The sequence below is a fragment of the Emcibacteraceae bacterium genome, assembly GCA_041396985.1.
Taxonomy (GTDB): Bacteria; Pseudomonadota; Alphaproteobacteria; order Sphingomonadales; family Emcibacteraceae; genus Pseudemcibacter.
This window is the reverse complement of sequence record JAWKXO010000002.1, coordinates 40,730-64,121: the sequence shown is the minus strand read 5'-3', so window position 1 is coordinate 64,121 and position 23,392 is coordinate 40,730. Positions and strand designations below refer to the sequence as shown.

Annotated in this window: 24 protein-coding genes; 15 read left to right on the top strand and 9 right to left on the bottom strand. The window is 42.9% G+C overall.

Going from position 1 to position 23,392, the window contains the following annotated elements:
• Position 1: 1 nt before the first annotated feature.
• Entirely contained in the window at positions 2-766 is a 765-nt protein-coding gene (locus tag R3D86_04920; GenBank protein MEZ5757544.1) for a class I SAM-dependent methyltransferase, read from the bottom strand.
• 321 nt (positions 767-1,087) lie between these two features.
• Between R3D86_04920 and R3D86_04915 the strand changes: the two genes are divergently transcribed.
• Positions 1,088-3,142 carry a M13 family metallopeptidase gene (locus tag R3D86_04915; protein MEZ5757543.1) on the top strand — a complete coding sequence of 685 codons (2,055 nt, stop codon included), beginning with the start codon at positions 1,088-1,090 and terminating at the stop codon, positions 3,140-3,142.
• 5 nt (positions 3,143-3,147) lie between these two features.
• Here the strand turns inward: R3D86_04915 and R3D86_04910 are convergent, their stop codons facing one another.
• From R3D86_04910 to R3D86_04895, 4 genes are read right to left on the bottom strand one after another with little or no spacing between them, the layout of a single operon-like run.
• Complete coding sequence (locus tag R3D86_04910; GenBank protein ID MEZ5757542.1) at positions 3,148-3,648, bottom strand: YHS domain-containing (seleno)protein; 501 nt, start codon at positions 3,646-3,648, stop codon at positions 3,148-3,150.
• A gap of 12 nt (positions 3,649-3,660) precedes the next feature.
• Positions 3,661-4,533, bottom strand: a complete 873-nt coding sequence (locus R3D86_04905; protein ID MEZ5757541.1) for a 3-hydroxybutyryl-CoA dehydrogenase — start codon at positions 4,531-4,533, stop codon at positions 3,661-3,663.
• A complete protein-coding gene (locus R3D86_04900) occupies positions 4,533-5,465 on the bottom strand; it encodes an FAD-binding protein (protein ID MEZ5757540.1) in 933 nt (310 codons plus the stop codon). The genes R3D86_04905 and R3D86_04900 overlap by 1 nt, the downstream gene beginning before the upstream one ends.
• Before the next feature lies 1 nt (position 5,466).
• Positions 5,467-6,216, bottom strand: coding sequence for an electron transfer flavoprotein subunit beta/FixA family protein (locus tag R3D86_04895; GenBank protein ID MEZ5757539.1), 750 nt, complete (start codon positions 6,214-6,216; stop codon positions 5,467-5,469).
• Between the two features lie 167 nt (positions 6,217-6,383).
• On the opposite strand from R3D86_04895, the gene R3D86_04890 reads away from it, so the two are divergent.
• From R3D86_04890 to R3D86_04870, 5 genes are all read left to right on the top strand, one after another.
• Positions 6,384-7,217, top strand: a complete 834-nt coding sequence (locus R3D86_04890) for a fumarylacetoacetate hydrolase family protein (protein ID MEZ5757538.1) — start codon at positions 6,384-6,386, stop codon at positions 7,215-7,217.
• A 26-nt stretch (positions 7,218-7,243) separates the two neighbouring features.
• The gene (locus R3D86_04885; GenBank protein ID MEZ5757537.1) at positions 7,244-8,062 is read left to right on the top strand and encodes a fumarylacetoacetate hydrolase family protein; all 819 of its coding nucleotides are present in this window, start codon (positions 7,244-7,246) and stop codon (positions 8,060-8,062) included.
• A 4-nt stretch (positions 8,063-8,066) separates the two neighbouring features.
• Positions 8,067-8,903 (top strand): fumarylacetoacetate hydrolase family protein, encoded by an 837-nt coding sequence (locus tag R3D86_04880; protein MEZ5757536.1) that lies wholly within the window; start codon positions 8,067-8,069, stop codon positions 8,901-8,903.
• 97 nt (positions 8,904-9,000) lie between these two features.
• Positions 9,001-9,951 (top strand): hypothetical protein, encoded by a 951-nt coding sequence (locus R3D86_04875; protein MEZ5757535.1) that lies wholly within the window; start codon positions 9,001-9,003, stop codon positions 9,949-9,951.
• Between the two features lie 55 nt (positions 9,952-10,006).
• The gene (locus R3D86_04870) at positions 10,007-10,207 is read left to right on the top strand and encodes a hypothetical protein (protein MEZ5757534.1); all 201 of its coding nucleotides are present in this window, start codon (positions 10,007-10,009) and stop codon (positions 10,205-10,207) included.
• A gap of 55 nt (positions 10,208-10,262) precedes the next feature.
• Here the strand turns inward: R3D86_04870 and feoB are convergent, their stop codons facing one another.
• The 4 genes from feoB to R3D86_04850 form a co-directional block, all read right to left on the bottom strand.
• Complete coding sequence (gene feoB / locus R3D86_04865) at positions 10,263-12,110, bottom strand: ferrous iron transport protein B (protein MEZ5757533.1); 1,848 nt, start codon at positions 12,108-12,110, stop codon at positions 10,263-10,265.
• Positions 12,107-12,370 (bottom strand): FeoA family protein, encoded by a 264-nt coding sequence (locus R3D86_04860; GenBank protein ID MEZ5757532.1) that lies wholly within the window; start codon positions 12,368-12,370, stop codon positions 12,107-12,109. The genes feoB and R3D86_04860 overlap by 4 nt, the downstream gene beginning before the upstream one ends.
• A 147-nt stretch (positions 12,371-12,517) precedes the next feature.
• Positions 12,518-14,026: an aldehyde dehydrogenase family protein gene (locus R3D86_04855; protein MEZ5757531.1), complete on the bottom strand. Its 1,509-nt coding sequence runs from the start codon at positions 14,024-14,026 to the stop codon at positions 12,518-12,520.
• 199 nt (positions 14,027-14,225) lie between these two features.
• Entirely contained in the window at positions 14,226-14,663 is a 438-nt protein-coding gene (locus R3D86_04850) for an Lrp/AsnC family transcriptional regulator (GenBank protein ID MEZ5757530.1), read from the bottom strand.
• Between the two features lie 183 nt (positions 14,664-14,846).
• On the opposite strand from R3D86_04850, the gene R3D86_04845 reads away from it, so the two are divergent.
• The 9 genes from R3D86_04845 to R3D86_04805 all read left to right on the top strand — a co-directional run bounded on the left by R3D86_04845 (position 14,847) and on the right by R3D86_04805 (position 23,332).
• Complete coding sequence (locus tag R3D86_04845) at positions 14,847-15,995, top strand: P1 family peptidase (protein ID MEZ5757529.1); 1,149 nt, start codon at positions 14,847-14,849, stop codon at positions 15,993-15,995.
• 56 nt (positions 15,996-16,051) lie between these two features.
• The gene (locus R3D86_04840; protein ID MEZ5757528.1) at positions 16,052-18,922 is read left to right on the top strand and encodes a helicase-related protein; all 2,871 of its coding nucleotides are present in this window, start codon (positions 16,052-16,054) and stop codon (positions 18,920-18,922) included.
• Position 18,923: 1 nt separating this feature from the next.
• Positions 18,924-19,313 (top strand): RNA-binding S4 domain-containing protein, encoded by a 390-nt coding sequence (locus R3D86_04835; GenBank protein ID MEZ5757527.1) that lies wholly within the window; start codon positions 18,924-18,926, stop codon positions 19,311-19,313.
• Positions 19,314-19,512: 199 nt separating this feature from the next.
• Positions 19,513-20,160, top strand: coding sequence for a hypothetical protein (locus tag R3D86_04830; protein ID MEZ5757526.1), 648 nt, complete (start codon positions 19,513-19,515; stop codon positions 20,158-20,160).
• Between the two features lie 92 nt (positions 20,161-20,252).
• Positions 20,253-20,774: a TIGR02281 family clan AA aspartic protease gene (locus R3D86_04825; GenBank protein MEZ5757525.1), complete on the top strand. Its 522-nt coding sequence runs from the start codon at positions 20,253-20,255 to the stop codon at positions 20,772-20,774.
• Positions 20,775-20,852: 78 nt separating this feature from the next.
• Positions 20,853-21,467: a TetR/AcrR family transcriptional regulator gene (locus tag R3D86_04820; GenBank protein ID MEZ5757524.1), complete on the top strand. Its 615-nt coding sequence runs from the start codon at positions 20,853-20,855 to the stop codon at positions 21,465-21,467.
• 13 nt (positions 21,468-21,480) lie between these two features.
• Complete coding sequence (locus tag R3D86_04815; GenBank protein ID MEZ5757523.1) at positions 21,481-21,951, top strand: TerB family tellurite resistance protein; 471 nt, start codon at positions 21,481-21,483, stop codon at positions 21,949-21,951.
• A 160-nt stretch (positions 21,952-22,111) separates the two neighbouring features.
• Positions 22,112-22,450 carry a ferredoxin family protein gene (locus R3D86_04810; protein MEZ5757522.1) on the top strand — a complete coding sequence of 113 codons (339 nt, stop codon included), beginning with the start codon at positions 22,112-22,114 and terminating at the stop codon, positions 22,448-22,450.
• Between the two features lie 369 nt (positions 22,451-22,819).
• Positions 22,820-23,332 carry a CarD family transcriptional regulator gene (locus R3D86_04805; GenBank protein MEZ5757521.1) on the top strand — a complete coding sequence of 171 codons (513 nt, stop codon included), beginning with the start codon at positions 22,820-22,822 and terminating at the stop codon, positions 23,330-23,332.
• Positions 23,333-23,392 lie beyond the last annotated feature (60 nt).

The window sequence follows — 23,392 nt, the reverse complement described above, 5'->3', positions numbered from 1 at the left end:
TTTATTCATGGTGCGACATGGGGGAGCCGGCCATGGCCGGCTGCGCGACGACCTGTTTCTGAGGCTGTTTTGTATTGGCGGCATATATTTGCTTTTCTGCTTCAATAATGAGGACTCCGGCAAACTGGCTCCACCATCTCTGTCCTGTGCTTTCAAGTGTTGCCAGTGCCATTAACATGGTCCTGCTTTTAAATGGAGGCAAAAACAAAGCCGATGTCCATCTGGTTGGGGTAAGCATATTATTGATCAGGATTTTTTTAATCTGTTCAGTAGAAAATGGAATACCATGACCGAAAGGTGTTGCTTCAGAACGGCACCACGGACCAAGACGGCTGGGAACAATTATTAGGACCTTGCCACCGGGTGCCAGGCTGCGCCATATTTCACGTAACAATTGTTTGCTATGATCAGTATGTTCAAGACAATGAACCAGAATGACCCGGTCCATACTGGCTTCCTTTATCGGCAGATCGGTTTCTCTTGCCAATGCAGCAAGATTTCCCTGATAACGTCCATATTCATCTTTGACATTTTCCCTAAAGCGTGGCCAGCGCATTACGCCCTGCAAAGTTGGCATAATGGCCGCAATATGATTTGCCTCATCACGAAATGGTTTTAAATATGGCACGGCATATCCAAGACCCATAATATCCATCCCTTTGACGGAAGGCCATAGAGTGCGAATCTGATTACGGATCAGCCGTGTCGTAATCTTACCCAGAGGAGAGCTATAAAAAGTGTTTAAGTCCACTACATCCTGAAACATCAATGGAGTCCATTAGAAAAATATTATAAGAAATTATAGCGTATTAATTATAGTTGCCAATATTTTATGGTCATAAATATTTCGGCCCACTTACGGGAATAAGCGAGCCGAAAAGAGAGGGGGAAGTTATTAAGGTCTCCATCAACACAATCTTTTTAAGAGACGATATAACATAACATTATAATCTGATAAGTTCAAGCTTTTTTTACATTAAATTTTTATGACCAATTATTAAGAGAAATTCTCTTGTTATTCGGGGAAAGATATTACAGAATTACGCGCATTGATATATAAAATTGGGGAATACGGACAGGAATTATTATGAATAAGATTAAATACGTAAGTATAGTCATTCTGGCCTTTTTAATTTCAGCTTGTGATAATTCAACATCAACGGATCAAAAAGCGCAGGGAAACGAAGATACAAAAATTTCCGGTGTTAACTTTGATGATATGGATACAAGCGTAAAACCTGGCGATGATTTTAATCTTTATGTTAATGGGGGGTGGGTTAAAAAAACGGAAATTCCGGCTGATAAAAGGCGCTTTGGTTCTTTTGATAAATTGCGTGATGGCGCGGATGCCGATGTGCGTGCTATCATTGAGGAAGCCTCTGCTTCCGGAGCAGCCAAAGGCACCAATGAACAGAAAGTGGGCGATCTTTATAAATCCTATATGGATATAGATAAAAGGAATGCTTTGGGCATTACCCCGCTTAAAGCACGTATGGATGATATAAATGCAATTTCGGATTTGAAAGGCTTGTCAGAATATTTTGCTGATGCAGGGAAATATTCCTTTAATACGCCGCTTGCTCTTTATGTCGATGTTGATGCCAAAATTCCGACCGCCTATGCACTACATGTTTATCAGTCCGGTATCGGTCTTCCGGACCGGGAATATTATTTCAAAGATGATGATAGATCTGTTGAGATCAGGCAAAAATATCTTGAGCATGTCGAAAAGATGCTCTCTCTTGCCGGAATTGACAATGCCGCGGTAGTGGCAAAAGTTGCGGTTGATCTTGAAACAAAAATTGCTGGGGATCAATGGAAGAAAGAAGATAACAGGGATGCCAATAAACGATATAATAAAATTCAAATTGCTGATTTTAAAACGTTAATGTCCAATTTGGATGTGGGCTCCTATCTTAAAATAACAGGTGTGCCCGATATCCCTGAAATTATCGTCAACCAACCAAGCTTTCTCGAAGGGATCAATTCACTGTTGGTCAGTGAAAGCCTTGATCATTGGAAAGATTATTTAAAATGGTCACTTATCAATGATATGGCAAGCCGCCTAAACGAAGAAATGGATAACCAGAATTTTGATTTCTATGGTAAAACGCTAGGGGGCACAGAAAAACAGCGACCGATGTGGCAGCGGGCAACGGCCGTCGTCAGCAATAATCTTGGTGAAGTTGTTGGCGAAGTTTATGTATCGAAACATTTCAAACCGGATGCCAAGGCTAGAATGGTTGGACTTGTCCAAAATCTGATTGATGCTTATCGTGACAGTATTATTAATCTGGATTGGATGGGCGCAGAAACAAAACAGAAAGCTTTGGCAAAGCTTGCCAAATTTACTCCGAAAATAGGATATCCGGATAAGTGGAAAGATTATTCTATGCTGGATATAAGTGCGGCAGATCTGGCAGGCAATATCGAACGGTCGGCTTTAACCGTACATAATCGGGAATTGGCCAAATTAGGTGGCCCAATTGACCGCACCGAATGGGGCATGTATCCGCAAACGGTGAATGCCTATTATAACCCGACCATGAATGAAATTGTTTTTCCGGCCGCAATTCTGCAACCGCCATTTTTCAACATGGCAGCGGATGATGCCGTCAATTACGGGGGTATTGGCGGTGTAATTGGACATGAAATAGGGCATGGGTTTGATGATAGTGGCAGTCATTATGATGGTGATGGAAAGCTTGATAACTGGTGGACAGATGAAGACAGGGCAAAATTTAAAGAACGCACTGATCGGTTGATCGCCCAGTATGACGCTTTTGAGCCTATCAAGGATAATCATGTCAACGGCACATACACTCTTGGTGAAAATATCGGTGATCTTAGCGGTCTTAGCATCGCTTATAAAGCCTATAAAAAATCACTGGGTGGGAAAGAAGCCCCTGTTATTGACGGGTTGACCGGTGACCAGCGTTTCTTTATTGGCTGGGCCCAGGCATTTCAGTCAAAAATACGTGATGAGGCGCTGTTACAGCAGATTGCTACTGATCCACATTCGCCGGACCAATACCGAATTAATGGTGTGGTGTTCAATGTCGATGCCTTTTATAAGGCTTTTGATATTGGACCGGATTCCAAACTTTATATTCCACCTGAAAAGCGGGTAAAAATCTGGTAACTCAATTATTTTTTCTGCATCTCCAGCAATTTGGGCCGTAAAAACGCCCAATTGCTGTTGGCCAGGATCATGTTGGTCCCACGATCACTTTCCCAATGGTCTTTAAATTCCTGTGAATAATGTAAAAAGAGTTGCCCGGCGACAACAGTGAAAACCTCCGGGTCACTTGGGTTCGTATATCCTTCGGAAACGCCGAGCGGATCATATCCACCATATTGGGGGGCATAACGTTCAGGCGCCGCTGCAAAAAGATCGCGGTTTTCAAGACTTGAGAAAAACCAGGTTGACCCCGCCCAGTCAACCTGGAATTTCTCCTCTCCCCTTATTGCGGATTTTTGTTTTTGGTAAGCAACAGTATCATAGCCGTATATGGCTATATCTTTGCTTGTGTTAAATATGACGCTATCAGCGGCATAATCCTGAGATGCCAGATAAAATGAATATACCCCAAGGAATGAGGCAACAAGGGCAGAAATAATCAGCAGGTTACGGTGCAGGTTTTTCATGTGGTTCTCATTTTAGCGTGTCGGGACAGGTTCGTCGCCACTATAATCATAAAACCCCTTACCGGTTTTGCGACCCAGCCAGCCGGCTTCGACATATTTAATAAGCAGCGGACTTGGTCGGTATTTACTGTCCGAGATTCCTTCGTAAAGGACCTGCATAATAGCAAGACAGGTATCAAGGCCGATAAAGTCAGCAAGCTTAAGTGGACCCATAGGGTGATTGGTGCCAAGTTCCATTCCCCTGTCAATATCGGTAATTGTGCCGACACCTTCATATAATGTAAAGGCCGCCTCATTGATCATCGGCATTAGTATGCGGTTGACAATGAAACCGGGAAAATCCTCGGAGGTAACAGAAATTTTTCCTAACTTTTTAATTATACTTTCAATTGTTTTATAAGTTGTCTGGTCCGTCGCAATACCCCGGATCAGTTCAACCAGTGCCATCACCGGCACAGGATTCATAAAATGAACACCAATAAACTTATGCGCCCGGTCAGTGACCGATGCCAGCCGTGTAACGGAAATGGATGATGTATTGGTCGCCATGATAGCATCCGGTTTTAAAATACCGCTCAGTTCCCTGAAAATCGCTTTTTTAACGTCTTCGTTTTCTGTTGCGGCTTCAATGGCAAGGTCGACATCGGTAAAATCAGCGACGCCAATAGTCGTTTTAATTCGGCTGAGTGCCGATTTGGCCTGCTCCTGACTGATAATTTCCTTATCAATTTGCCGCTGCATATTTTTTTCAATTGTCTCTAGTGCATTATCCAATGCATCCTGACTGATATCACTAAGAAGGACGTCAAAATCAGCGAGGGCAAACACGTGGCAAATGCCATTGCCCATCTGTCCGGCGCCAACGATACCGACTTTTTTAACCATCAGGAAAGTTCCTTATCAAGCTCGGGAAGGGCAGTGAATAAATCAGCGACCAATCCATAATCTGCAACCTGAAAAATCGGGGCTTCCTCATCCTTATTGATGGCGACAATTATCTTACTGTCCTTCATTCCTGCAAGATGCTGAATGGCACCTGAAATACCAACAGCAATATATAGCTCAGGGGCCACAATTTTTCCGGTCTGACCGACTTGATAATCATTGGGCACATACCCGGCGTCGACTGCTGCGCGGGAAGCTCCAATTGCTGCACCAAGTTTGTCAGCAACGCTTTCTATTAAAGAAAAATTCTCCCCGCTTCCCATACCGCGGCCACCTGAAATGATGATTTTGGCACTGGTCAGTTCAGGGCGTTCTGATTTACTCAGCTCAGCGCTGACAAAGCTGGAAAGGCCAGGATTTGCCGTTGCATCAATTTTTACCACTTCGGCATTGCCATTTCCCATTTCCGCAGCGGCAAATGCTGTTGTGCGGACGGTAATCAGTTTCTTAGCATCCGATGACTGTACTGTTGCAATCGCATTTCCTGCATAAATAGGACGTTTGAAGGTATCATCACTTTCAATGGCAATAATGTCTGAAATCTGTCCCATATCAAGGAGAGCAGCTACCCTGGGCAAAAAATTCTTACCGGTTGTCGTAGCAGCGACCATGATCTGGTCATAGTCATCGGCAATGCTGACAACCAGCGGGGCTATTGTTTCAGCAAGGGGGTGTTCATAGTCAGCACTATCGGCAAAGAGAATTTTTGCCACACCGCTTATTTTTGAAGCAGCTTCGGCAACGTTGTTACAGTTGGAACCTGCAACTAGAATATGGATGTCACTGTTAAACGACCTGGCCGCAGTGACAGTATTTAATGTGCTGTCTTTAATGTCTTTATTGTCGTGATCAGCTATTACAAGTACGGTCATTTTATATTACTCCTGCTTCGTCACGAAGTTTTGAGACCAGCTCGGATACGCTAGAAACCTTTACTCCGGCACTGCGCTTAGCTGGTTCCTCGACTTTTAAAATTTTAACGCGCGGTGAAATATCAACGCCATAATCATCTGGTGTCTTTTCATCAAGCGGCTTTCGCTTTGCTTTCATAATATTTGGCAGCGACGCATAACGGGGTTCATTGAGCCGAAGGTCAGTTGTAATCACTGAAGGCAATGTGAGCTTCACAGTTTCAAGACCACCGTCAATTTCCCGTGTGACATTCACTGACTTACCGTCAACTGCGACTTTGGAGGCAAAAGTTCCCTGCCCCCATCCAAGAAGAGCCGCCAGCATCTGGCCAGTCTGATTGCAGTCATCATCAATGGCCTGCTTTCCCATCAGAACAATTTCCGGATTTTCTTCCGCGACAATGGCTTTTAAAATTTTGGCGACGGCAAGGGGTTCAACATCAGCGTCTGTTTTTACAAGGATAGCGCGGTCAGTGCCCATCGCAAGTGCGGTTCGCAGTGTTTCCTGCGCCTTGTCCGGGCCTATGGAGACAGCGATAATTTCTTCGGCGTTTCCGGCTTCTTTAATGCGGATGGCTTCCTCAACAGCGATTTCATCAAACGGATTCATTGACATTTTGACGTTTGCCAGCTCAACTCCACTGTTATCTGATTTGACGCGGGCCTTGACGTTATAATCGATCACGCGCTTAACGGGGACAAGAATTTTCATGAACCTTTTTCTCCGGTATCTGATCCAATTTGTTAAACTACACTATAATAACTATTGGAACATATTCAATGGGATTTAAGGTCAAAAAGTTAATCAATGTCACTTTGACATTCTATGAATTCCAGACTACGATCTTTGCATATAATAATATAAATTCGGGACCGAACATGAAATATAATTATAAGCATTTTTTGTCTCTGGCATTGATGGTTTTAATATGGCCATCATTTGCATCGGCAGAGACTTATGTTCGTTATGAACAGGGCGGAAAAATAAACTGGGGAGAGCTGAAAGGGGATTTAATTCTTGAGCTTTCGGATGCGCCCTATATGGGAGGAAGGGAAACCGGAAATACAGTCAAGCTCTCTATAGTCAGATTGCTGGCGCCAGTTGATCCCAAAGATGTTTATATGACTGCGTTTAATTATAAGGACCATATTCCCCCGGCCAGCATAAAAACAACGCCCTATCCAGGGGTATTTATGGTTCCTGCCGGCACTCTGATCGGGCCAGAGGATAATATTGTCCATCCGTCCGACAGTGCAAATATTGGTTATGAAGCTGAAACTGTAATTGTGATAGGCAAACGGGCCAAGGACGTTTCAGTTGAGGATGCCTCAGAGTATATATTTGGCGTCACTGCCGGGAATGATGTTTCAGTGCGGGACTGGATTGATGCGGACATACAATGGTTTCGCGGCAAAGGGGCGGCTGGGCTTAATGCTGTTGGGCCTGTGTTGCAGACAGGTCTTGATTATAAAAATCTGACCCTTACCGCACGGCTAAATGGCGAAGTTAGGCAACGCGGCAATACATCGAATATGATCCATAATTTTGATGAAATGGTAAGTTATATATCAAAATATTTTGTTCTCAATCCAGGGGATATGATTTGGTCCGGGACAATCGGAACATCTGAAAAACTAAACGTGGGCGACACTTACGAAGTTGAAATCGAAGGTGTCGGAATTTTAAAAAACGAGATTGTCCAGGGTGAGTAAACCGGGCAATTGAAAGGGAGAGACGTATGATTAAAATAGTTACAGCGGGTCTGTTGGCGGCACTTATGATTGCCGGTAATGCATCAGCACAGACATATGTTCGCTATGAACAAAACGGTATGGCTTCATGGGGCGAACTTAAAGGCGATACCATTGAACAGTTAAGTGGCGCCCCTTATCTTGAAGGGAAAAGCACCGGAAAATCAGTTAAGCGCGCGGATGTCAAATTACTGGCACCGGTTGAGCCAAAGCTCGTTTTTATGACAGCGCTTAATTTTAAAAGCCATATCGGGGACCGCGAGCCGGCAAAATATCCGGGTCTATTTACAGTTCCGGCCCATTCCATTATTGGCCCGGAAGACAATATTGTCCGCCCGGCTGAAAGTAAAAATCTCCACTACGAAGCAGAAATGGTTGTGGTTGTAGGCAAACATGCCAAAAATGTGCCACTTGAAAAAGCGGGAGATTATATTTTTGGCGTGACAGCAGGCAATGATGTGTCTGAGCGGGACTGGCAACGAAATGATATTCAATGGCTTCGTGCCAAAGGGACCGACGGCTTTAACGCGGTTGGTCCGGTTCTGGTAAAAGGGCTTGATTATACAAATCTGGAAATTGAAGGTCGTCTGAATGGGGAACGGGTTCAGGGTCAGAATTCATCAGATATGCTCTTTGATATGAACTATATGGTTTATTATATATCCAAATATTTCACCCTTGAGCCGGGGGATCTTATCTGGTCCGGCACAATGGGTAGTACCAAGAAAATGGAACCCGGTGATGTCTATGAAGTAGATGTAGAGGGCGTAGGCGTCCTAAGTAATAAAGTTGAACAAGGAAAATAAGACTATGAAATTAAAAACTGTTGCCGCGGGGGTTCTCGCGGCACTGCTGGTGACGAGTATTGCATCAGCGGAAAAATATGTGCGTTATGAACAAAATGGTGCTGTTTCCTGGGGGGAACTTGCAGACGGCACAATTTATCAGTTATCAGATGCCCCTTATTTAGGTGGTAAAAGAACAGGGGCTTCTGTTTCTGAAAATTCAGTGAAATTAAAGGCACCGGTGGACCCGAAACTTTCCTTTATGACCGCCTTTAATTACAGCAGTCATAAAAAGGAAACTTTTGGTATTACCAAGGATACAACAAAGCAGCCGGGGCTTTTTACGGTTCCTGCAAACTCTATAATTGGTCCGGGTGAAAATATGGTGCGCCCAGAGGGAGCCACAAATTTCCATTATGAAGCAGAGATGGTTGTGGTGATCGGGAAAAAGGCCGAAAATGTCCCGCTTGATAAAGCGCATGAATATATTTATGGCGTGACCATTGGTAATGACGGGTCTGAGCGTGACTGGCAAGCCAATGACATACAGTGGACCCGTGCAAAAGGATCAAGGAACTTTAATCCGGTTGGACCTTATCTGGTTACCGGCCTTGATTATACCGACCTTGATATTGAAGGCCGTCATAATGGTGTAAAATCACAAGGGGCTAATTCTTCGGGAATGATTTTCGACTTTAATTATATGGTTCATTATATTTCCCAGTATTTCACGCTGGAGCCGGGGGACATTATCTGGTCAGGCACTATGGGCGATACCGGGCCGATGCAGCCGGGTGATACCTATGAAATAACCGTTGAAGGGGTGGGAACATTAAAAAACAAGCTGGTTCAGGCAGAATAATTTTTTAAAAAGGTTATCTTTAAGTAAGTATTCCTATAGAGTTGACATATATGTGGGGAGAATTTATTTTGTAAATACAATTATTAGGGGGCGATAATTGAGAAAACCAAGAGATTTATTAGATAAAATTTGGGAAAGTGTTAGGGGCCAATCGGAAGCTCATACAAAGCTTTTGAAGCGGTGTAGTGTATTAGCCACAATTTTATTACCTATTCTTTTCGCGCTGGTTACTACCTTTAAAAGTGAATGGTTTACAAATTACGATAAGTTATTTTGGTTTATTTTAGCGGCTCTCATAATATTACAACTTATATTTGGTTCATTTGTTATATATAGCAGCAAGTCAACTTATGATGTTTTAATATATTCCAATGATATTTATAAACAATACCAAGAGAAAAGGAATATGTTGGAAGATGCTGAACGCGATTTGAAATTACAGACATTTTTAGCTTCTTATTCAAAGAATTGGATTAATCAAATCCCATATTTGGCTGATAACATAAGAAATGATCCGAAAAATTTAAAAGATAGTCTCAATGATATTTTTTCGGTAGTGACGGAAGATGAAGATTCAATAATATTATTAGAGCCAAAAGAACATATTAAGTTCGTTTTGTATATTTATGATGAAATGAAAGATGAATTATTACCTCTATGGAAGCAAGAGACGACCTCAGGTAAAAAAATTGTAGATAATAATTCAAGAGTGTGGAAACCTGGTGAAGGACATGTAGGAATAGCTTTTAATCAAGGAGGAACTATATGTACTGCTGATGCAACTGAATCAAATGTTGCAAATGCATTTAGAGCGCCGCAAACTAAATTAAAAGAATATGATGAAGAACTTTATAAATCGTTTTCCTCTGTTACATTATTTAATGGTTCAGGAAATAAGATTGGTGTGTTAGCTGCAACAAGTAATCACAAAGGAAGGTTTGAACCCAATACGTATGCTCAATTTGTAAATTTAGCATCCTCTGTAGTATCTGCAATTTTACACAATCAACATATTAAAGACATAATAGCAAGTAATACTAAAGTTTGAATTTAATTGATAAGTAACACTTTGATGATATATTATAATGGTAAAGGAGATAGATATGGCTAGGAATGAAACGTGTGCTTGGGAAATCTCAAGCGATGGTTATATAACTTTCGATACAACTGTTTCAAATGCGGCCATTAGAGTTGCAAGAGATCCTGCTACTACAGAGATTGAGCGTCAAAAATATGCTAGACAGGCAAATAGAAATGCTCACTCAACATATGAAGCTATTAGGAACAGTAGAAAAAGAGGATAGCCATTTTCCAATAGTTTGAAATTAAAAGCCCCGCTTATGCGGGGCTTTTTTGTTTTTACGCCATTAGGGCTTTTGCACTGATATTGACAATCATTGCCACCAGATAAGCGAGCGCGAAGAGATATCCGGCCATGAAAGCGGTCCAGCGCCAGCTGTTGGTTTCGCGTCTTGCCGTCGCCAGTGTGGCGAGGCATTGCGGCGCATAAATATACCAGGCCAAAAAGGCAAGCGCCGTTGGCAAGGGCCAGGAATTCTGCAGCACGGTAGATAGGCTTTGGGCGACCTGATCTTCATCACCCTGCAGGGCATAAACGGTGCCAAGCGCACTAACCGCCACTTCGCGGGCGGCCATGCCGGGAACCAGGGCAATGGAAATTTCCCAGTTAAATCCAAGCGGCGCGAATATCGGCTGTAACGCCCGGCCGATCATACCTGCAAAACTGTAATAAATGTCTGGTTCCGTCGCATCCTTTGGAGCAAATGGATAAAGGGTTAAAGCCCAGAGGGCGATGGCCGCATATAAAATAATAGTTCCGGCGCGGCGCAGGAAAGCCCGGACCCGTTGCCATAGTTCAAGCAACACATGATTTAATCGTGGCATCTGATATTTTGGCAGCTCCATCAAAAACGGCTGCAAAGTTCCTTTGGTGATGGTCTTTTTCATAACGGCGGCGACAATGATTGCGCTGACAATTCCGGCGAGATAAAGGGTGAAAAACACGACGCCCTGGAGCCCGAAATATCCAAGCACCGGTTTGTTGGGGATAAAGGCGGCAATCATCAATGTGTATACGGGGAGCCGCGCTGAGCAGGTCATTAGCGGCGCGATCATGATTGTTGTGATGCGATCACGGTGGTTTGCTATGGTTCGGGTTGCCATAATACCCGGAATTGCGCAGGCAAAGCTGGAAAGAAGTGGAATAAAAGCACGTCCATTAAGGCCAACTTTTGCCATTAATTTATCCATGATGAAAGCGGCACGGGCCATATAGCCGCTGGCTTCCAATGTCAGAATGAATAAAAACAGGATGATAATCTGAGGCAGGAACACAAGTACACTGCCAACACCGGCAATAAGTCCGTCCTGGATAAAGCTTCGAAACCAGTTGTCAGGAAGATTTTCGCCGATAACCTCACCCAGTGCTGCAAATCCCCCTTCTATCAAATCCATAGGGGTTTCTGCCCAGCTGAAGACCGCCTGAAACATGAAAAATAAAATAACAAAGAATAAAATGGGGCCAATAACAGGGTGCAGGGCCACACTATCCAGAATACGGGTCATTTTATGATGACCGCCTTCAGCCACCTGGACCAGGGAAGTGATCCGTCCCGCTTCTTTTTGCAGGGCTCGGGTTGATTTATCTGACTTTATCCCTATTGGTTTTGCATAAGCGCTGGCGTCACGGTTCAGAAATTCTTTAAGGGCTTCGACACCACTTCTTCTTACGGCGATTGTGGTTATTACCGGAAGTCCGAGTTCTTCAGCCAAACGGTCCACATCAATTTCAATGCCGTCCCGTGTAGCAAGGTCATGCATATTAAGGGCAACAATCATCGGAAGTCCCAATGTTTTTAGCTCAAGCACAAGCCGCAGGTGAACCCGGATATTGGCGGCATTAATGACACAGACCAGAACTTCGGGTTGCTGTTCCATTTCGTGTACGCCGGTGATAATTTCCCTGCTGACCTTCTCATCAAGGCTGCGGTCATTTAAGCTGTAAATTCCGGGAAGATCGAGAATTTTAACGTCATGCCCGCCTTCTGTAGTCATGGTGCCTGAACGGCGCTCAACGGTCACTCCTGGATAATTTGCTACTTTCTGGTGACTGCCGGTTAGGGTGTTAAAAAGGGAACTTTTCCCGGAATTTGGAGCACCGATCAGGGCGACTCGGAGAGCTGTCATTTCTGTTCTCCCAGAATGATAGCCGCAGCCTCCATTTTTCTGAGGGCAATGGTCATGGTACCGATTTTTACGGCAATAGGATCACCACCAATAGGGCCCTGATGCAGAACTTCAATGGAAAGACCTTCCTCAAACCCGATTTCAAGCAGGCGATCTTCTAGGTCTGCTGCAAATTCCTTGTCTTTAACACGGCTGGTATCAAAACCGGCAATAAAGCTGGTTTCACCAATTCTCAAGTCACTTAAATATCTCGTCATCATTTATTCTTATTAATTATCATTATTAATATCATTAAGTCATAGCGGATTTTATAGATCAATGAAACAAAATAATAGTGGGGAAATGACAAAGCCCGCACTGAAATTTTTTCAGGACGGGCTTTATGGATTTATAATGGTATTTAAGATTTAATCGGCATCAAATTTAATACCTTGTGCCAGAGGCAGTTTGGTTGAGTAATTGGTGGTGCTGGTCATACGACGCATATAGCCGCGCCAGGCATCAGATCCGCTTTCACGGCCACCGCCGGTTTCTTTTTCACCGCCGAAAGCGCCGCCGATTTCGGCACCGCTGGTACCAATATTAACGTTAGCAATACCGCAGTCACTACCGAATTCAGAAGTAAACATTTCGGCTTCCAGAATATTGGTCGTGAAAATTGCCGAAGAAAGCCCTTGCGGAACATCATTTTGCCGGGCGATGGCATTTTCAAGATCAGTATATTTAAAGGCATATAAAATTGGGGCAAAAGTTTCGGTCTTAATATTGGCATCATCACCGTCCATCTCAACTAGGGCAGGATTGACGTAATATCCACCGGGATATTCATTGCCTAGGGCGCGTGAGCCACCGGTAATTTTTCCGCCATTTTCTTTCGCAACGTTAAGAGCGTTTTGCATATTATTAAAGGCGTCTTCATCAATGAGAGGACCCATCAGTGTTTTTTCATCAAGCGGGTTACCAATGGAAACACCGGCAAAGGCTTTTTTAATGCGCGGAACAATCTGATCATAAACATCTTCATGGATGAAAAGACGACGGGTTGTTGTGCAGCGTTGACCGCAGGTGCCAACAGAACCAAACACGATCCCCTGATAAGCAAGGTCAAGATCGGCATGTTTTGATACGATAATGGCATTATTCCCACCAAGCTCCAGAATTGATCTGCCAAAGCGGGAGGCAACCTTGGCACCAACAATTTTGCCCATTGCACAGCTGCCTGTCGCGCTGATCAGCGGTACGCGCTCATCCGACGTCAGCACTTCACCAATATCACGCTCACCAATAAGAATTTGTGAAAGGTCTTTGGGCGCATCCGCACCAAACTCGGCACAGGCTTTTTCAAACAGTTTCTGACAGGCAAGAGCGGTAACAGGTGTTTTTTCAGAAGGTTTCCAAAGAAGTGAATTGCCGCAAACCAGTGCAAGGGCCGCATTCCAGGACCATACGGCTACCGGAAAGTTAAAGGCACTGATAATCCCGGTCGGACCCAGCGGCTGCCAAATTTCACGCATCTTATGCAGCGGGCGTTCTGACACAATTGTCAGGCCATGAAGCATACGGCTCTGACCAACAGCAAAGTCACAGATATCGATCATTTCCTGGACTTCCCCAAGCCCTTCCTGATAAATTTTACCGCATTCAAGAGTTACGAGCGCACCAAGTGCTTCTTTTTTATCACGAAGGATGTTTCCCAGTATACGCACAAGTTCACCACGACGTGGCGCCGGCACATTGCGCCAGGCTTTGAAGGCCTCAACGGATTTGGCAATTTTTGCTTCAGCTTCTGAAACTGTATCCATTTTAACATTCGCGATCTCAGAACCGTCGATCGGGCTATGAACCTTTAGATTGCCGCCTTCTACCTCAGCGGACGTTAGCCCCAAGGCAGTGTAAATTTCCTGTTTATTCATCATGTCTTTCATTCCTTCGTAAATTTCAATTTAATCTGACGAATGTTTGAACACTTATATATTTCGTCAAACTTTATGTTCAAAATTCTTATTCTTGTAATTTAATAGAATAACTTTAAATCTATGAACGATATTGTATAAATTATGAACAATTGTCAATTTAATATGAACATTAATTAATAAATTATGATCATATGATAAATTAATAGGGCATTCTATTGAACTTTGATGACAAAATAATGTGACTTTCAGTATTGATGACGCCATCAAGCATTGCAATGTTGGTCAGAACAGCATCCATCTGCTGATTATTATCTGTTCGAACCAGAATCATCAGATCAATTGAACCGGCCACGGTGGCAAGGCAATCCACTTCAGGCATATTATATAACGCCTCCTCAATTTGCGCAGATTTCTTAGGGTCCCGGGTTATTGTAACATAGCATCGGGCCTCATTCTTTATAGCATCAGGTTTAAGCTTGATGGTATAGCAGTCGATCACTTTTTCTTCCAGTCGCCCCAGCATCATATGAATGGTTGATCTTGCCAGATCAAGCTTGCGACCAAGCTCAGCAGCACTCATTCGGCTGTCGATCTTCAATAAGTCTAGTAATTTTTTTTCGCTGTCCTGAAGTTCCATAAAACTCACCTTGTTTTAATAAATGTGAACATTGTACATAAAAAAAATACATAATGCTATAAATAAATAAACAAAAGAAATGAAATTACGTCAAAAATCATTAAAATATAAAGTATTTTTATTCGTTTCTATATAATAATAGTTTGCATTATAGTGTCTGAAAAAATCAGGAGTTAACACCGAATGTATTATAAAATTCTATTCAGCATATTCATTTTCGCATTCTTCAACCTTCAGGCTTTGGCAGAACAGGTTCGGGCACGTGATATTGGTATTAAACCGGGAATATTGAAGACCGGAAAGTATAATGCAATAACTGATGTAAAAGGGGTTCTGGTCGGGCAGGTCACACTTGATAAAGGAAAAACAATCCGAACCGGGGCGACAGCGATCCTGCCACATGGCGGTAATATTTATCAGGATAAGGTTCCGGCAGCTGCCGTGATCGGAAACGGGTTCGGCAAAATGATGGGCTATACCCAGATCCATGAACTGGGGGAAATTGAAACACCGATTGTTCTGACCAATACATTAAATGTCCCGAGGGCTGCTGATGCCATTCTTGACTGGACATTACCGCAACCCGGTAATGAAGCCGTTCGTTCAGTAAATGCCATCGTCGGGGAAACCAATGATTCAGGCCTAAATGATATAAGAGGTCGTCACCTGACAGCGGATATCATAATCAAGGCAATTGAAAATGCCAAAAGTGGCCCTGTAGAAGAAGGGGACGTTGGTGCCGGTAAGGGCACAATCGCTTTTGGCTGGAAAGGGGGTATCGGAACATCGTCAAGAATATTGCCTGAGAAGCTCGGCGGTTATACGGTCGGGGTATTGATACAAAGCAATTTCGGGGGCATTCTGAAAATGGATGGTGTTCCAGTTGGCGAGGAGCTTAATCAATATTATCTGCAGGACTATGTAGACAGCGATGCTGCCGATGGCTCAATCATGATGATTGTTGCGACGGATGCCCCACTATCTGATCGAAATTTGAAACGTCTGGGGGAACGTGCCCTTACGGGCCTTGCCAGAACCGGCTCATCAATGACAAACGGAAGTGGTGATTATGTAATAAGCTTTTCAACGGCAGAAAGCGTTCGAAGAACTGAAGAGCGTAGAAATAATAATGCCCTGGTAGAAACCATTCCCAATGACAATGTCTCGCCCCTATTCCAGGCCGTGGCAGAAGCGACAGAAGAGGCGATTTACAATTCATTGCTGATGGCGAGAACAGTGAGCAGTGAAGATGCCAGAACAGGCAAGATGAGGACAGTGCAAGAACTGCCGGTAGATAAGGTCAGGGAAATTCTGAAAAAATACGGCCGATAATCCTAACAGGTGATATTAATCTTGGGTTTTAAGGCTGTTTATGATAAGCCGCGCCCATGAAACAATTATCAAACAGAGCGGTTGAGACCAAAAGTCACATTAAAGCGGTTCTCGGCCCGACCAACACCGGCAAAACTCATCTCGCCGTTGAGCGGATGCTCGGTCATGCCTCTGGTATGATCGGGTTGCCGCTCAGGCTTCTTGCCCGGGAAATATATGACCGTATTGTGGAGAAAAAAGGGACCGCGCATGTGGCCCTAATCACCGGCGAAGAAAAAATTGTTCCAAAACATGCTCAATATTATGTGTGCACCGTTGAAAGTATGCCCATTGAAAAAACGGTTGAATTTCTAGCCATTGATGAAGTGCAGCTTGCCGCCGATTATGACCGGGGATATGTTTTTACAGATCGTTTGCTGCGGGCACGCGGGCGGCAGGAAACCATGTTTTTAGGCTCTGAGACGGCCCGCCCGCTTATCAAGCGGCTTATCCCTGATGTTGATTTTATCAGCCGTCCCCGTTTTTCAGAACTTATTTATGTCGAACCGAAGAAGCTTTCTCGCCTGCCCCGCAGAAGCGCCCTGATTACCTTCAGTGCCAATAATGTCTATGGCTATGCCGAAATGCTGCGCCGGGCCAAGGGTGGGGTTGCCGTAGTGCTCGGCGCTTTAAGCCCGCGAACCAGAAATGCCCAGGTTGCCCTCTATCAGAATGGTGATGTTGATTTTCTGGTTGCAACGGATGCGATTGGAATGGGCCTGAACATGGATATTGATCATGTATCCTTTGCTGCCACTGCCAAATTTGATGGTCATCAGATGCGGGATCTTAGCCCGGCAGAACTTGGACAAATAGCGGGCCGAGCGGGTCGCTATATGAATAACGGAACATTTGGCTGCCTGACCGAAGGGGCAGATTATCAGACCGGACTCGACCCGGAAGTGGTATTTGCTATTGAAAACCATAAGTTTGCCCCTCTAACCGTATTTCAGTGGCGAAATTCATTTATAGACTTCACCAGGCCGGACACAGTGATTCGCTCACTTGAACGTGCGCCTGATAAATCCGGGCTAACACGCACGATGGAAAAGCTCGATATGGACACATTCAGGCGCTTAAGTGAAAATCAGAAAATAAAGCCAATGTTAGGCGGGCCGGCAGCTGTTAAAATGTTGTGGGAAGTGTGCCAGATTCCGGATTTCAGGCAAGTGTCGGATGATGAACATGCCAAACTGTGTATGGGCATTTATCGTCAGATTTCTGCGGATCACGGCAGGATAAAAGAAGACTGGATTGCCAATATGGCGGCGCCTTATAAAAAAACTGAAGGCAATATAGATACCCTGTCATCAAGAATTGCGCATATTCGTACTTTAACCTATATCGCCAACCGTTCAGGATGGTGCGAAAATCAAAAATATTGGCAATCGGAAACAAGAGTTATTGAAGACAGGCTATCAGATGCGCTACATGAACGGTTAACAAATCGTTTTGTAAGCAGACGTACGTCAGTACTGATGCGGGAATTGCGCCAAAAGGGAAAATTAATGGCAAATGTTGAAACAGATGGCAGTGTTTATGTAGAAGACCATTTTATTGGCACTATTGAAGGGTTCCAGTTTAAGGAAGATGTCGGTGCTTTTGGGGAAGACAGTAACACCCTAAGAAATGCTGCAAATAAGGTTCTTGCAGAAGAAATAAAAAAGCGGGTCGAAGAATTCAGTCTGGCTGAAGATGCTGAAATTAGTCTGATATATGGCGACCCGTTAACACAAAGCACAGTTAACTGGCGTGGAATTGCAGTTGGCAAGGTGGTTAAAGGACCATCGCTTTTAAGTCCAAAGGCAATTGTACAACCAACACCCGTCTTACAAGGGGATGCCCTGAATATAGTCCAGGCCAAACTTGATCGTTGGCTTGAAGCGTATATTGAAAATATTTTGGCACCACTTTTTGCACTTCGTGAAGCGGTGGATGGTGCCAAAGATGATGAAGGAAACGAGCGGATCAGCGGCATGGCAAGGGGAATTGCCTTTCAAATGGTTGAAAAACTTGGCACGATCCCAAGACGGCTTATTGCCAAAGATTTTAAAGATGTGGATGGAAGCGGTCGTTTTCAGCTGAAAAAACTGGGGGTCTGGCTTGGAGCCACCAGCCTATATATTCCGTCGCTGTTAAAACCGGCACCTGCTCAGCTTAGACTTCTCCTCTGGGCACTACATAACGATCAGGATAAATTGCCGGATATTCCGCCAGCAGGTCTGTGCACAATAAAGGTTGATAAAAATGCATCTCGGGTATTTTATGAGGTCTCGGGATATCGGGTCGTGGGTAATAATGCTGTCCGTCTGGATATGCTTGAACGTCTTGCTAATGCGGCCCGTGAAATATCCATGAATGGCCCGTTTCCAATGGATCCTGATCTAATGAGCCTTGTTGGAACCAGTGGCAACGATTTTAAAGAAATTATGAGCTACCTGGGTTATTCAGCAAAAGAATATGATGCTCCGGCAGCCGCTGAAATTCTGGCAAAGCGTATAGATAAAACCGACGTTGAGAAATCAGAAGAAATATCAGAAAAAACAACAGACAATATGCAGGCTGATGAAGATCATAAAAGCGAAGAAGCAGAACAAAAAGAGACTTTGGATTCTGAGAAAAAACTAGCTGAAAAAGAAAAGCCGGATACAGAAGAAAAGGTTATTATTTTCACGCATAATCCCGAAGGAAATCAGCATAAACAAAAGCCGACAAGAAAACCTTATCAGGCAAAGGGCAAAAAGCCGCAGCCCAAAAATAAGTCATCACGCAAGGGTCCTCAACATCATGCTTCGAAAAATAATCAATCCAAACAGACTAAGCTGGACCCGGATTCGCCGTTTGCAGCGCTGGCAGGACTTAAAGATCAGCTAAAGGCAAAAAAATAATATGACCGGTGCGCCTGACACACAGCGAGTTGATGTGTGGCTTTGGTATGCCCGGTTTTATAAAACAAGATCGCTTGCCAGCAAAATGGTCAGAGGCGGTAAGGTACGAATTAATGGCACTATTTGTAAAAAATCCAGTACATTTGTGAGACCGGATGATATTTTGACCTTCAGTCGGGCAGATGAAGTTCTGATTGCAAAAATCGTTTCATTAGGGGTTCGCCGTGGTCCGGCACCTGAAGCACAGATGCTATATGAGGATTTAACCCCACCTCGTCCGAAACAGAAAGATAAAATTCACGACAACATAGTTCATAGGGAAAAAGGGTCCGGCCGTCCCACCAAAAGTGACAGGCGGGCAATTGATAAGCTCATGAATAAAAATTGGTGATTCGTATCTTTTGTTATTGGATAACGCGTATTTTTTATAGTGCTCAGAAAAGCGTTCACAAAAAATTAACCATTACCTTTGTTAAGTTCCAATAGGTTAGGGGTACAAAATCAGCCAAGCCAGATTTTATTAATTAAATCAGCAATTTATTAACCGCTTTTTGTTACAATTACTGAAATTTAATGAATGAAGGTGCGGGATGAATTTCTTTGTTAAAAACTCCATTAAATCAATTTTTCTGATTTCATTTGTACTGCTTATTTCAGTTCTTAAGGTTGATGCAGCAACACTTGATTTTACGCAAAACCCCTATGTCGGCAATAATGGCTTCATTGGAAATACCACTTATTCAATTAGTGCTATTGGCGGGACATTGTCCTGGGGACAAAATCAGGACGGTAACAGCTGTATTGGCTTGGCCTGCCAAAAAGATGGTCTTGGTATTGGTGACGATGAAATCACAATAGGAAATGAACAGCTCATCATAGATTTTGGATCAATGGTCCGTATAACAGGTTTGTCTTTTCTGGATTTATTTTCAAGCGCAAACGGTGATACCAGAGAACGTGCCATTGTAACATACAACGGGGGAGCAATGTTTTTTGATGCGTTGATTTCGGAAACTCCGGGCAGTGACAGTGGAATGTTAAGCGTAAACGGTCTTCAGATAACGACGAACAAGCTTATTTTTACAGCCGGTGGTACGAATGACAACATTGGAATGGATGATTATGCCCTGGCAGCGATTGAGGTTTCCCCTGTGCCATTGCCACCAGCTTTGATTATGTTTGGTGCCGCTCTTGGTGGAATAGGGTTTCTTGGCCGAAAGAAAAGAAAAGCTCACTAAGACTATTTGCTTCAGCCAATAAAAATCTATCTATTTTTAAAATCGGATAAAAGATTTTTGTTTAAGAAAATTGAAAGAGCGGAGGTTGGTCCATGAGCCTTATATTAAAACTGGTCTTTTTTTGCGGCATTGCCGTAATTATGGTGATCAATTATGGTGATCAGTTCACTATGATGCTTGACAAATATGTGAAAGCAAAAGATGGGGGTAATGCCAGCAAAGTGACCAGTAAGGCAAATGTGGTCAATTCAATGGAAGTCCAAAGAAGTGGTGACGGTCATTATTGGCTTGACATGAATGTCAACAGTCAGAATATTCTTTTTATTGTGGATACAGGCGCCAGCTATATCACTTTAAGCCAGCAGGATGCCAAAGATTTAAATCTCAATCTTCATGAAAGTGATTATACCATTCCGGTCAATACGGCGGCGGGTCAGACAACCATGGCGCCGGTAACACTTGATGTTGTCAGCGTCGGCGTTATTGAGCTTTATGATGTAAAAGCCTTTGTTGCCAGAGAAGGGATGCTTTCAGTTTCACTTTTGGGAATGAATTATCTCAACAGGCTGGACAGGTTTTCCTTTAAAGATCAAAAGCTTATTCTTGAGCAATAGTGTATGTTATAATATTTATATTGACACTGTAAACATTATTCCTAGAATGATTACAGGGAACAATATAATTAAGTGAATATGAATATAAAAAAATCCACATACCATCACGGGAATTTGCGTGAAGTGCTGATTTCTTCTGCACTTGATATCCTGAAAGAGGGAACGTTACAGGACCTGAGCCTAAGGGCACTGGCAAGAAAAGCGGGTGTTTCGCAAACGGCACCATATCGCCATTTTGAAGATAAAGAGGCGCTTATCGTGGTTCTCATTCAGGAAGGCTCAAATATTCTGCAGGAAAAAATGAAAACGGCCTGCGAGCAAACGAGTGAACCTGTTGAGCGACTTATTAACATGGGGATGGCTTATTATGATTTTGCCGATGCACATCCTGCACATTTCCGGCTCATGTTTGGTGGCAATCTGGAGAGGAAAGATAAACACATCACCCTTGTTGAAATTGAACAAAAAGGCTATGCAATAGTAGAATTTGTTGTTGGGGAATGTATGAAATTGCCAAATGCGCCCCAAAAGCCGGTGGAACTGGTAAGGTTGACCTGTTGGTCTTTGGTTCATGGCCTTTCAAATCTGCTTCTTAATGATGTCAGCAATGATGATATACCGGCAGACGCAGATAAAAGAGCCTTGGCAAAAGAGGTTATTTCACTAATGACAAAATCATTGTTTGAAAAATAAAGGGTAAATTCAGGTGTCAATTTTAACCAAAATCGGCAGTATATTTGGTGATAGTGCCACATCGGAAAGTCATGGCAGAAGCAAGCACGTAGATGCTGAAAAACTGGCTGCCGCGGCATTAATGGTTGAGGTTGCCGTTCAGGATGGTGATTTTGAAGAAGTGGAAAGAAATGCCATTGAGAGGATACTTACTAAAAAAATGGACTTAAGCAAGGAAGAGGCCTATGAGCTTCTTTCTCTCGCAGAGGACAGACAAAGCCAGTCCATTCAGATTTTATCTTTCACAAAAGAAATTAAAAATCACTTCGACGAAAAAGGGCGGGCCTATATCATGCAGATGCTCTGGGAGGTTGTCTTTGCAGATGGCAATGAAGATGATTATGAAAGTAACTTGATGCGTCGTATAGCCGGGTTACTCTATATTTCGGATAAAGAAAGTGGTGAAATCAGAAAAAATGTCATGAGAGATAAAAACTTAAGCTGAGTGTATTTACTGCTTTGATAATCGCTTGATTTCTCACACTTTCAGATACAGGATTTATTATTTTTAATATTCAATTTGACGTTTTTGAGAAAAATGTTATATGCAACTTAATATGTAAATTTATTTACATTATCGCAAATATGTAAATTAGGAGAGCTCAATGACATACGTTGTCACAGAAGCATGTATTAAATGTAAATTTACAGACTGTGTTGAAGTCTGTCCGGTCGATTGTTTTTACGAAGGTGAAAACATGCTGATTATTAATCCAAGCGAATGTATTGACTGCGGTGTTTGTGAGCCTGAGTGTCCTGCCGAAGCCATCCTTCCGGATACGGAAGAAGGCATGGAAAGATGGGTTGAGCTGGCTGAAAAATATGCCGATGAATGGCCAAATATTACTGAACAAAGAGACCCAATGCCAGGTGCTGATGATTTTATCTCGGAAGGGGATAAATTCAAAAAATATTTCAGTGAGAACCCTGGCGAAGGCTCATAAAAATTTTCAAATTTCTGCAATTATCCGGTATCACAATATAAAGCATTATATTATATGTGATATAAAGGGTAGGATTTTTGTTAAAAATATGTTACACTATATCCCGTTAGAGCGTGACTGATTGATAGGGACTTTTTTAACTTACTGATTCTAAATCAATAATTCAAAATAATAAAAATTTATTACCGAAGTGTATATTTGGCTTTGGTTGGAAATTTGTTAAATTTTTTTATTTCTGTATGCATAGTTAAGGTCATCTAGCAAAAAATATTACAGTTATGTGATAAATATATTTTTTTAATTTTGTGGGGCAATTTAATCCACCTTTATTTCAGGTGATGGTCCCGAATTATTACGGAGAGTTTTTTTATGGCTAAATCTGAAAAATTGGAATTTTCCATCGATCAGAACATCGTTTATCCTAAACATGGTGTTGGCAACATTATTGATATTCAGATACAGGAAATATCAGGAATGTCCATTGAACTTTATGTTATCCGCTTTGAAAGAGAAAGAATGACACTTCGTGTGCCGACTAATAAAGCGGCCGGTGCCGGAATGAGGAGCATTTCAAATAAGGAAACAATGGATAAAGCTTTTGAGACCTTAAAAGGCAAAGCAAAAATTAAAAGGACTATGTGGAGCAGACGGGCACAGGAATATGAAACCAAAATAAATTCTGGTAGTGTTATATTCCTTGCTGAAGTGGTCCGGGATCTTTATCGCAGTGGCGATCAGTCAGAACAGTCTTATAGTGAGCGGCAAATTTTTGAAGCGGCTATTAGTCGTCTGGCACGTGAAGTTGCAGCTGTCGAGGATATTTGTGAAAAAGAAGCACTGATTAAACTGGAAAATGTCCTTGCACCAGAAATTGCGGCGTAAAGTCGTAGTAAAATAATCTTTAAAGCCCGTTATTAAACGGGCTTTTTTTGTTTGATAAAA